Source organism: Actinomyces polynesiensis, assembly GCF_000820725.1.
GTDB classification, from domain to species: domain Bacteria; phylum Actinomycetota; class Actinomycetes; order Actinomycetales; family Actinomycetaceae; genus Pauljensenia; species Pauljensenia polynesiensis.
Genome location: NZ_CCXH01000184.1, coordinates 1 through 10,295, shown reverse-complemented (window position 1 = coordinate 10,295; position 10,295 = coordinate 1). Strand labels below are relative to the sequence as shown.

The window sequence follows — 10,295 nt, the reverse complement described above, 5'->3', positions numbered from 1 at the left end:
AAGGAGACGTAGGTGTCCGGCTCCCAGAAGAGCTGTGTGATCGCGAAGTCCGCCCCGGCGGCCTGCTTGACCAGGAGCCGTTCGACCTCCTGCTCCGGGGTCGTGCCCGCAGCCGGGTTGCCACCGGGGAAGGCCGCCACCGCGATCGTCAGGGGCTTGAAGGCCGCCCGCAGGGCTGCCCCCGGGTGTGCGCTGCACCGCCGCGCCTCGAGCGCCCTGATGAGGGCCACCAGTTGCGTCGCGGAGGAGACACCGCCCGCGGCCGGGGACCAGTCTGGCTCGTCCACCGGAGGATCACCGCGCAACGCGAGGAAGGTGCGGACACCGGTGTCGAGGTAGTCGGTGACCACCGACGAGACCTCGTCGACCGAGTTCCCCACGCAGGTCAGGTGGGCGATCGGCTGGACGGGTGTGTCCCGGACCAGGCGGGAGACCACCGCGCGGGCGCTCGTCCGGTCCTGGCCGGCCGCACCGTAGGTGACGGAGAGGAAGTCCGGGTGGGAGGCGACGAGGTCGTCGACCGTCCCCCAGAACCGCGGTGCCAGCTCCGGGTGACGTGGCGGCATGACCTCGAATGACAGGGTGACGGCACCGCGGCCGCCGGAACAGCTGGGGTCGCTCACCGCACGACCTCCGCAGGGCGCGCGGGCGTGTCGGCCGGCGCGGTGGCGCGGGGAAGGGCTGAAGGAACCATGGGGTCTCCGATGTGCGCGCCGCGGACATCTTCGGTCGGCCGCGGCAGGACGGTCAGGGGTGGGATCGTCTCAGGAGCACATTCGCGCACGCATGACTCCGCCGAGGCGGAGGTCGGGCTGCGCGTGGTTGGTCATGGGCGACAGGGTCCCAGACTTCGTGGCCGTCGAACAGACCTGTCCACGCCGTGGGATGCGGTGACGCGGGCGGAGGCGGGCGCAGCCGGACCCCTTCCCCCCCTGCGGACTCGCCGGAGACCACGGCGGCACCCAGCGGACCTGCGAACACTCCCCCGTCCGACGGACACCCCGGGCGCACGGAAGTCGGACCATCTCGGGACGGGGCGTGTCCGTGCCGGAGAGGGCCGGACGCCGGCGGGAGGAGGCCGAGCCAGTGGCAGAGTGGCCGGCTCCCCCGCAGGACGGGGTCGACGGGTCGACCGGGGCCGGCCCGGAGCGGACACGGGTCGGGCACACGGGTCGGGCACACGGGTTCGACCCACCGGCTCCGGGCGATATCCTTGTGCGGTGCCCGCGAGGGCACGTCGCCTCCGTAGCTCAACGGATAGAGCAAGGGCCTTCTAATCCCGAGGTTGCAGGTTCGAGTCCTGTCGGGGGCACGCACCGTGTCCGCCCCTCTGCGCAGGGGTCGAGTCCTGGTCCCCAGGCTCTCCTCCGGGTCGGGGCCCGTCCGCTGTGGAAAGCCCCTCCCGAGGCAGACGTCCCAGTTGGGGGAACCACGGGAACCGAGTCAGACGTCCCGCTCGTGGAAGGCGACCAGTGCCGCCACGAGCACGGCGGCCGTGGAACCCGCCATCACCCCGAGGCCGCTCCACGGACCGAGCAGATCCGGATCCGGTCGAGCGGTGAGGACTCGGGCCCCGGCCTCGGTCGGCCAGTAGCGGGCGAAGGCATCCGCCAGTCCTGCCGGCAGTCCGGGGGCGATCCCCGGCACGAGCCACTCGGCTCCGAAGATCGTCGCAACTGCTCCGGCGCTGGATCGCAACAGCGTCCCGGCACCGAGGCCGAGGAGCCCCGCTGTCGACGCGTGCAGCGCACCACCGAGCACCCCGCGTGCGGAGTCCCGACTGCGAAGGCTGGCACTGGGGGATCCGTGGCGCCCGAGCAGCGCCTGTCCGGCCAGGAACGCTCCGGTGCTGGTGACGAGACCCGTGGCGAGCCCGATGCCGGCAGTGGTGACGGCCTTGGCCGCCAGGAGGCGGGGACGGTCGGGCACAGCGGCCAGTGAGGGGACGATCGTGTCCGTCCCGAACTCGGAGGTCATGCTGAGCACACCGAGGATCCCGAGTGTGACCTGCACGATCGAGCGGCCCCGGAGGCTGGTGAGCGTGGGATCGAAGGAGAGCCTTTCGTCCCCGTCGAAGTCGCTGTACCGCTGGTTGACCGAGTTCGCGAAGAGCACTGCGGTCCCGCTACCCGCGACCACCGTGCCTGCGACGAGCAGAGCACCCGTGGAGGTGCTGCGGAACTTGACGAACTCCGAGGCGACGATGTCGCGGAACCGGGCCGGGGCACGCCCCCCGTCGGTGTCCGTGCCGGCACCGGCACCGGCACGGTCCTGCAGGCGGACCGGCACCACCGATGCCGACATCGCTGCGTCCGGAGTGGGCCCCGTACCCGTGGACGGCCCGGCGCCGGGCAGTGCGGACTCCTGCCCCGCGGGCTCGGTCAACTCCATGAAGGCAGCCTCCAACGATCGCCTCACGGGCGTGAGTTCGTCGACCTCGACCCCGGACCCCAGTGCGAGCCGACCGATCGTCGGACCGTCAGCCCCGGTGACGAGGAGGGTCCCGGTGTCGACATCCTGCACACGTGCCCCGACGGCGTGGAGTTCCCTGCCCAGGGTCCTCGCGTCCGGAGTGCGCACGCGCATCCCCTCGTTCTCGTGCTCACGCCGAAACGTCGCCATGTCGCTGTCGACCAGGAGGCGTCCCTGCCCGATGACGAGGAGCCGATCGGCGCTCAGCGCCATCTCCGTCATGATGTGGCTGGAGAGGAGCACGGCCCGTCCCTCCTCCGCCCAGCGACGCACGAGGCCGCGGAACCAGATGATGCCCGCCGGATCGAGCCCGTTGAGGGGCTCGTCCAGCACGAGGACGCACGGGTCGCCCAGCAGGGCCGCGGCGAGGCCGAGCCGCTGGAGCATTCCCAGCGAGAACTCCCCGGTCCTCCGGTGCCCGTCGTCCTCGAGGCCGACGGTGCGCAGGACCTCGTCCCCGCGATGCGTGTCGATGTCGTTGCTGCGTGCGAGGGCGCGCAGGTGCTGCTCGGCGGTGCTCCCGGGTCGGACGGCGCGCGCATCGAGGAGCGAGCCCACCTGCCGCAGAGGGTCAACGAGTTCCCCGTAGCGACGGCCGTCGATGGTCGCGCTCCCCGAGCTCGGGCGTTCCAGGCCCAGGACCATCCTCAGCGTGGTGGTCTTGCCGGCGCCGTTGCGACCCAGGAATCCCGTCACCTCTCCCGCCCGGACGGTGAACGAGACCCTGTCCACCGCCGTGACGGCGCCGAAGCGCTTGGAGAGCTCCTCCACCTCGATCCCGCTCATCGGGTGGCCCCCTCACACACGGGCGCGGGCGTGTCCAGGGCATCCGGACCGTCCCCGCTCCGTCCGGGCATCAGGAGCGCGAAGACCGCGGCGAGGGCGGTGATGGCGACGGTCCACCAGAACGCCGCGTGGAACGCGGCCGCAGGATCCGCGGGATCCGCTGCGGCCGTGAGCACCACGGCGACGAGGGCGGTGCCGAAGGCGCCCCCGAGCTGCTGGACGATCCTCGTGATCGCCGAGGCGTGGGGCATCTGGTCCCTGCGGATGTCCACGTAGGCACAGGTCATGATCGGGATGAAGACGACTCCGTTGCCCAGGCCCCGCAGGAGGAGGACGACTCCGAGCAACCACAGGCTGGTGCCGGCACCGGCCAACGCGAAGGGCACGGTGGTGACCGCCATGAGCAGGAAGCCGCCCACGGCCACCAGGCGGGGTCCGAACCGCTCGACGAGCTTCGCCACGACGAACCGGGCGAGCAGCGCACCCACGCCCTGCGGGATGAGCAGGAGTGCGGCACGGAGGGCGTCGTCCCCGCGCAGGGACTGGAAGTAGAGAGGCAGCAGGAAGTTCCCGGCGAAGAGCGCGGCCCCGACGAAGGTCAGGACGACGGAGGACACCCGCACGGAGCGCACCGCGAAGAGGCGCACGTCGACGAGGGCGTCGCCCGCACGGTGCGCGGCCCACAGGACGAAGGCCACCAGCAGCACGGCTCCCCCGACTCCGGGGACCAGGACGTCGGCCCGGGTGAGGCCGCCTTCGGCGTGGACGTTGGACAGGCCGTAGAGGAGACCGGCCAGCGCCGGGGCGAGGAGCACACCTCCGACCACGTCGAGACCCTGGCGCGGGGCACTGGGATCGGGCCGGTCATCGACGAGGACGACCAGTGCCAGCACCCATCCGACCACGCCGATGGGGACGTTGACGAGGAACAGCCAGCGCCACGACAGCCAGTTGAGGACGATGCCGCCGAGCACCGGCCCCAGGATCGGGCCCAGGGCCGCCGGGAGGCTGACACTCGCCATCGTCCGGGTCCTCGACTCAGCGGGGACGTTCTGCATGGCGAGGGTCTGCATGAGGGGGAACATGATCCCTCCGCCGATGCCCTGCAGGATGCGGAAGAGATCAGGGACTCCGCGTTCCACGCGCTGGCGCAGAGCGTCGACCCGAGGACGAAGAGTCCGAGGGCGAACAGCCACAGGCGCTTGCCTCCGAAGCGGCTCTGGGCCCAGCTCACGAACGGGATGGTGACCGCCAGTGCGAGCAGGTAGCCGGTGCTGACCCACTGGATCGTCGCCACCGGCGCGCCGAGGTCGACGATCAGCGTGTGCAGACCGATCGCGACGATCGTCGTGTCCATGATCGCCGTGACACCACCCACGATCAACGCCGCCAGCAGCGCCCCGGTCGACTGGGTGCGGGGGGTGGACGACCTCGACTCCGTGTCCAGCATGACCTCCAGATAGGGAACGCAAGCGGACCCAAAGGAGCAGAGATGGCAGCAACCAGGCGCCGCGGGATGACACTCGAATCGGCGATCCTCCAGGCCGGCTGGGAGCAACTGGTCGACGAGGGCTACTCCGGATTCACCTTCGAGGCGATCGCCGACCGGGCCAGGACGGGCAAGGCAGTCCTCTACCGCAGGTGGCCGGACAAACAGGCGCTGCTCCTCGCCGTCCTCTCCCACCAGGGCTACGGCGCACCGATCGATCCCCCCGACACCGGATCGCTGCGGGGGGACGTCCTCGCCCTCCTCAGACGCGCGAACCGCAACAGCGAGCACTCCGCGGCGCTGTTCAGCACCGTTCTCAGCGCCTACTTCAGCGGCGAGATGACGATGACCCCCGCCCAGCTGCGTGACCACTTCTTCGGGGACCACAGCACCGCCCTCACCCTCGTCGTCGAGCGTGCCGTCGAGCGGGGCGAGATCCCGGCGGGTGAGATCTCCCCGCGGGTCATCTCACTCCCCTCCACGCTGCTCCGCCACGAGCTGCTCATGCACCTCAGCCGCATCCCCGACGAGACCATCGTCGAGGTCGTGGACACCGTCTTCATGCCCCTGGTCACGGATCCGCACCGGGCGGGTTGACCGTCCCGGCTCAGTCCTCGTCGCCGGGGCCGTCCCCCGGCAGGTGCCCGTCCGACAGGTCCTCCGCCGTGAGGTCCTCGTCAGGGACGTCCTCGTCAGGGACGTCCTCGTCGGGGACGTCCTCGAGGGAGGAACCGGTGACGACGCCCTCGTCCGGGAGGTGGGGGTGCACCCTGCGCGTCCCGGGCACCCGCCCGGCGAGCACGGCCACCACGACCTGGAGAGCGGCGACCGAGGCCAGCGCACCCAGGGGCGCCGTCCATCCCCCGCTGGTCTGGGCGAGGCGGCCGACGAGCACCGGGCCCCCCGCTGCGAGGAGGTAGCCGACGGACTGCGCCATCCCCGACAGCCGGGTGGTCTCCTGGTGCGTGCGGCTGCGCAGGCCGATGAGCGTCATGGCCATCACCAGTGACGCACCCGCCCCCACCCCGGCCACCGCGGACCACAGCGCACCCGACGCCGGGAGGACGAGGAGGCCTAGCACACCGACGAGCATCGGCACACTCGAGGCCACCGCGGCGCCGACCTGGGTGTCCGGGCGCCTCATGAGGAGCGGGAGCGCGAGCCCGGCGGGGATCCCGACCAACTGGAAGACGAACATGTGGACCCCGGCGGTCTCCGGGGAGGCACCACTGGCGATGAGGATCGTCGGGAGCCAGGTGACCATCGTGTAGAAGCAGGTGGACTGCAGCCCCATGAACACCGTCACCAGCCAGGCGCTCGGGCGACGCCACACGGAGGGAGCCCTCCCCCCGGCACCGTCGAGCACACCCGCCGTGGATGCCGCCGGGACCGGGATGGGGGCGGAGGCGCGCACCCGCGGCACCCACAGCACCGCGGTCACCAGGGCTGGCACCGCCCAGAAGGCGAGGGAACCGCGCCAACCCCAGACCCCCGCCAGGGGCACTGCGGTGGCTGCGGCGAGTGCCGACCCCACCGTGATGCACGTGGAGTAGATGCTGGTCGCCCAGGACACCTTCTCCGAGTAGTCACGCTTGACGAGGGCGGGGACGAGGACGTTGCCGACGGCGATCGACACCCCCACCACGACCGTGCCGATCCACAGCCCTGCGCCGCCTGCCCAGGACCGCACCAGGGTCCCGGCCACGAGCACCAGCAACGCCGCCAGCACCACCCGTTCCGGACCCAGGCGACGGGAAGCCCTGTGCACGAGCGGGGAGACGAGGGCGAACGCCATCACGGGGACGGCGCCGAGGAGCCCCTGGGCCCCCTTGTCCAGGCCCTCCTCGACACCGATCTGCGGCAGGAGGGGTCCCAGCGCCGTCACCGCCGGACGCAGGTTGAGCGCCACCAGGAACACCAGGGCCGTCATCAGTGCGGCAGGCGTGAACCTGCCGCCCCGGGTCGCCCTCGTCCGATCGTCCACGAGGGCCAGTGTGCACCATCGTGGTCGGGACCCCGAAGCCTCGGGTGCCTGCGCGCTCCCCCGGGGGGCCCGTGGGCGACCTCCACCCGGACGGCCCGCGGGCGGCCCCGGGTCCCCCGTCCCCGGCCGCCCCTACACGGATCCGCGCAACCGCCGGGCGTCCCGGTGGTACATGGCGGCGTGGTCCGGGAACTCCCTGCGCCCGGTCTCCGCAGCCCGGTGCTCGGTGAAGAGTGCCAGCTCCTCCAACCGGGCCACGGCCGCCTCCGCAACCTCGGCCCGGGACCACGACCCGCCGTAGGCCTCCACCAGGAGCTCGACCCGCGCGGACGGGCTCCCGTGCGAGGTCGGGTCGAAGTCAGGGGCGTCCTCGGCGAACGGTGCCAGGCGGTACGCCAGGTAGGCGAGGTCCCAGAGCCTGGAGCCGGGAGAGGCCATGTCCACGTCGATCACTCCCACGAGGCGGCCGTCCCGGACGACGAGGTTGTAGGGAGCCACATCGTTGTGGCAGATCACCTCGCACGGCGGGTGGTCCGGCTGACGCCACCGCAGCGGTGCGCCCACCAGCGCGGTGCTGGCGTCGTGGAGACGTCGGAGGAGGGAGCCGGCCGGGACGAGGAGACCGCGGTCCCACTGCTCCCCGGTCGGGAGGTCGACCATGGTCCGTCCCGGGATGAAGTCCAACACCTCTCGCCCCCGGCTGTCGATGCCCCGCACGCGGGGGGTGCCCTCGATCCCGGCCGAGGCGTACGCCCGCAGCAGACGGTGCACCGCCGGGGTCCAGGGCCCGGTCTCCCGGCGCACGGTGTCGCCGACACGGACGACGGCCCCCGTGTTGCCCCCGGTCAGGGCGACCTCCCCGCTCATGGCGCGCCGGTCCCTGTCGACCCGCCGGAGCCAGTGGGGCCGGTGGGGTCAGTGGTCCAGCCGGGTGCGTGCGCGAGCAGTCTCGCGCAGGCCCCCGTCGCGCGGGACAGTTCGTCGTCATCGGCGCTGTCCCCACCGGCACCGTCGAACGCCCCGCCCGGCACAGCGATCCCCACGGAGGACAGGAGTCCCGGTGCGACCCGACGGTCGTTGAGTGCACCGAGGGCGTCCTGGAGGTCCTCCAGATCGACCAGGCAGTCGCGCAGGGCCTCCTCCGTCATCGGGAGGTGCTCCCCGACCGCCTCCAGTGCATACCGGAGGCGCTTCGTCCTGATCCTCACCCGGTGCCGTCGGGACGGGGTCATCCCGGCGAGCGCCTCCCACTCCGGCTCGAGGTGGCCCCACCACTCCTGGAGGCGCGCGGGCATGGCCGACCCGGCGGCCAGGGATGCCTCCGCCCGGTCCATGTGGTCGCGGGCGATCGCCTCGTGCACGTCCTCGAGCCTGTGCTCCCAGGAACGCGAGGCCACCATCGACAGCGTCGCGCAGGTGAGTTCCGCCCGTCTGGGCGCCAGTGCGTGGCGCGCCCGGCCGAGGTCCTGCGCGGGGACGGGAACGGAGCCCTCGGCCAGGCGACCGAGGAGCACGTCGACGTCACGCAGTGAACCCAGTTCACGTCCCGGCCCGCGCAGACCCCGTCGTGCGCGTCGCAGGTGCGGGTCGAAGACCGGGTCCAGGAATGCGGCGAGGGCACGGAGACGGCGGACCGCGACCCTCAACTTGTGGACCTGCTCGACGCCGGCCTCGACCAGGAAGTTCTCGGAGCGGTCACGGAGGACGTCCAGGAGACCGGAGATGACACCGACGGAGACCTCGCCCGCGGTCAGCACGTCACTGGGTCGGCTGCGACCGGGGTCCTGGGGGGCCATGTCCTGAAGTCAACACGCCCGTCGGTGTGCCCGCAAGGGTCCGGCGCCGCGCATCCGCGTGCCTCGTCGATGCCGCGACCGACACACCTCACCGGTTCCGCCCCGCTCGGTGTCCCGGGTCAGCGCCGGCGGGTCACTGTCCCCCGGATCCCTCTCCCGACTCCGACACCGGTGCCAGCTCCATGTAGACGCTCAACGGGTCCTCGGAGTAGTCCCCGAAGGGCCCCCGCACCCGGAACCCGCGCCGCAGGTAGAGCTGTCGTGCGGGGGCGAAGTGGTCCTCCGTGCCGGTCTCCAGGAGGACGCACACCATCCCGCGTCGCCGGGCCTCCCCGAGCACCTCCTCGAGCAGTGCGCGGGCCACACCCCGTCCGCGCGCGTGGCGCGCGACCCGCATGGCCTTGAGCTCCCCCGCCGTGGTCGTGGGATCCGCAGGACCGGGGAGCTCCTTGAGGGCCAGGACCCCGAGCAGTGCGTCCCCCGACCAGCACGACCACACGGTGATCCCGGGTCCGGAGAGCTCCCCGAGGTCGAGGGCGTGCACGGACTCGGGCGGACTCTGGGCCCGCATCTCCGCCAGGTGTTCCGCCAGGAGCGCCCGGACCTGTGGGCGGGTGAGGTCGTCGACCTCGATGTGCAGACCCCCGCCCCGGCCGGCGCACATGCGCTCCTCAGGCATGCGCGTCCCCGAACCCGTAGAGCTCCTCGGGGGTGCGCACCAGGATCCGGTCGAGGACGTCGTGGTCGCCGACCCACTCCACGAGGATGCGTTCCAGGAGGTGGTCGTCGGGCACCCGGTCGATCATCGTGTGCGGCCAGTCGACCCCCCAGACGAGCCGGTCGGGCCTCCGCTCCACGAGCGCCTCGACGAGCCCCCGGACGTCCCCGTAGGGCGGGCCCTGCCGGGAGGAGCGGTAGGAGCACAGCTTCGTGTACACGCGCCCGGAGTCGAGCAGGTCCAGCAGCGCCCGGGTGTCGTCACCGGACCCGGCCTCGGCGGGCACGATCTGGGCGAGGTGGTCGATGACCACGGGTACGGGCAGGTCGGTGAGGGTGTCGGCCAGGGAACGCCAGGTGGCGGGCGCCGCCCACATCTGGATGTGCCAGCCCACCGGGGCGACCTCGTCGGCGAGCCTGCGCAGCGCGTCGATCGACTGCCCCCCCGTGCACCATGGTGGTGAAACGGACCCCGCGCGCGCCGCGTCGGTGGAGGTCCTGCAGGACGGGGCCCGAGAGGTCCTCGGCCATGACGACCGCCCGGGCACGGTCGGTGCCCAGAGCGGCCACCGCGTCAAGGGTGCAGGAGTTGTCGGTGCCGTAGAAGCTCGGCTGGACGATGACGCTGCGCGTGAGACCCAGGGAGGCGAGCATGCGCCGGTAGTCCCCGAGGTGCGCCTCGGCGGGCGTGTAGGAGCGTCCCGGCGCGAAGGGGTACCGGGAGACCGCCCGATGACGTGGGAATGGGCGTCCGTCGCACCCGCGGGCAGGAGGTACCCCGCCACCCGGACGTCCCTCCGCCCCGTCGTGTCAGCCATGGTGACCCCCCGTCCCGGCACCGCCGTGGTGCCGTCTCAGGTCCAGCAGTGCGTCGACGAGGGCGCCCGGGTCGATCCCCGACACCCTCCCGACCTGCTCGCGCGGCCCCTCGGGGACGGCCGCCATCCCGGTGTGGGCCCCGAGGACCGCGCCGCACATGGCCCCGATCGTGTCCGTGTCGTCCCCCAGGCGTGCGGCCAGGCACAGAGCACCCCACAGGTCCCCGCGGAAG

Annotated in this window: 9 protein-coding genes, 1 tRNA gene and 2 pseudogenes; 3 read left to right on the top strand and 9 right to left on the bottom strand. The window is 72.4% G+C overall.

Annotation, left to right across the window (positions count from 1 at the left end):
• On the bottom strand, positions 1–566 hold a 566-nt coding region (locus tag TA90_RS07855), incomplete at its 3' end, for a methylenetetrahydrofolate reductase (RefSeq protein WP_043535618.1).
• A gap of 673 nt (positions 567–1,239) precedes the next feature.
• Here TA90_RS07855 and TA90_RS07850 point away from each other — a divergent pair.
• Positions 1,240–1,312 (top strand) — tRNA-Arg (locus TA90_RS07850).
• Positions 1,313–1,443: 131 nt separating this feature from the next.
• On the opposite strand, the gene TA90_RS13855 is transcribed toward TA90_RS07850, so the two are convergent.
• On the bottom strand, positions 1,444–3,258 hold the full coding sequence (locus TA90_RS13855; RefSeq protein WP_074015348.1) for an ATP-binding cassette domain-containing protein: 1,815 nt from the start codon (positions 3,256–3,258) through the stop codon (positions 1,444–1,446).
• Positions 3,255–4,615, bottom strand: a pseudogene (locus TA90_RS07840) (MDR family MFS transporter). Before TA90_RS07840 ends, TA90_RS13855 begins: the two are co-directional and overlap by 4 nt.
• Between TA90_RS07840 and TA90_RS15120 the strand changes: the two are divergent.
• Positions 4,530–4,721, top strand: coding sequence for a hypothetical protein (locus TA90_RS15120; protein WP_197067871.1), 192 nt, complete (start codon positions 4,530–4,532; stop codon positions 4,719–4,721). The pseudogene TA90_RS07840 and the gene TA90_RS15120 overlap by 86 nt on opposite strands.
• A gap of 29 nt (positions 4,722–4,750) precedes the next feature.
• Complete coding sequence (locus TA90_RS07835; protein WP_043535611.1) at positions 4,751–5,344, top strand: TetR/AcrR family transcriptional regulator; 594 nt, start codon at positions 4,751–4,753, stop codon at positions 5,342–5,344.
• A gap of 10 nt (positions 5,345–5,354) precedes the next feature.
• Here TA90_RS07835 and TA90_RS07830 read toward each other — a convergent pair whose 3' ends face one another.
• From TA90_RS07830 to TA90_RS07805, 6 genes and pseudogenes are all read right to left on the bottom strand, one after another.
• The gene (locus TA90_RS07830) at positions 5,355–6,731 is read right to left on the bottom strand and encodes a CynX/NimT family MFS transporter (protein ID WP_197067870.1); all 1,377 of its coding nucleotides are present in this window, start codon (positions 6,729–6,731) and stop codon (positions 5,355–5,357) included.
• 132 nt (positions 6,732–6,863) lie between these two features.
• A complete protein-coding gene (locus TA90_RS15765; RefSeq protein ID WP_043535610.1) occupies positions 6,864–7,598 on the bottom strand; it encodes a phosphotransferase in 735 nt (244 codons plus the stop codon).
• Complete coding sequence (locus TA90_RS07820) at positions 7,595–8,527, bottom strand: CHAD domain-containing protein (RefSeq protein WP_043535609.1); 933 nt, start codon at positions 8,525–8,527, stop codon at positions 7,595–7,597. Before TA90_RS07820 ends, TA90_RS15765 begins: the two co-directional genes overlap by 4 nt.
• 133 nt (positions 8,528–8,660) lie before the next feature.
• Positions 8,661–9,206 carry a GNAT family N-acetyltransferase gene (locus tag TA90_RS07815; RefSeq protein WP_231550701.1) on the bottom strand — a complete coding sequence of 182 codons (546 nt, stop codon included), beginning with the start codon at positions 9,204–9,206 and terminating at the stop codon, positions 8,661–8,663.
• Positions 9,199–9,940, bottom strand: a pseudogene (locus TA90_RS15555) (amidohydrolase family protein); the annotation flags it as partial. The gene TA90_RS07815 and the pseudogene TA90_RS15555, both read right to left, overlap by 8 nt.
• A gap of 114 nt (positions 9,941–10,054) precedes the next feature.
• Positions 10,055–10,295: ADP-ribosylglycohydrolase family protein (locus TA90_RS07805; RefSeq protein WP_043535607.1), on the bottom strand; the 241-nt coding region annotated here is incomplete at its 5' end.

Excerpts from the sequence above, each read along its gene's own strand:
- TA90_RS13855 (WP_074015348.1), bottom strand. The coding sequence starts at position 3,258 with ATGAGCGGGATCGAGGTGGAGGAGCTCTCCAAGCGCTTCGGCGCCGTC.
- TA90_RS07835 (WP_043535611.1), top strand. The coding sequence starts at position 4,751 with ATGGCAGCAACCAGGCGCCGCGGGATGACACTCGAATCGGCGATCCTC.
- TA90_RS15765 (WP_043535610.1), bottom strand. The coding sequence starts at position 7,598 with ATGAGCGGGGAGGTCGCCCTGACCGGGGGCAACACGGGGGCCGTCGTC.
- TA90_RS07820 (WP_043535609.1), bottom strand. The coding sequence starts at position 8,527 with ATGGCCCCCCAGGACCCCGGTCGCAGCCGACCCAGTGACGTGCTGACC.
- TA90_RS07815 (WP_231550701.1), bottom strand. The coding sequence starts at position 9,206 with ATGCCTGAGGAGCGCATGTGCGCCGGCCGGGGCGGGGGTCTGCACATC.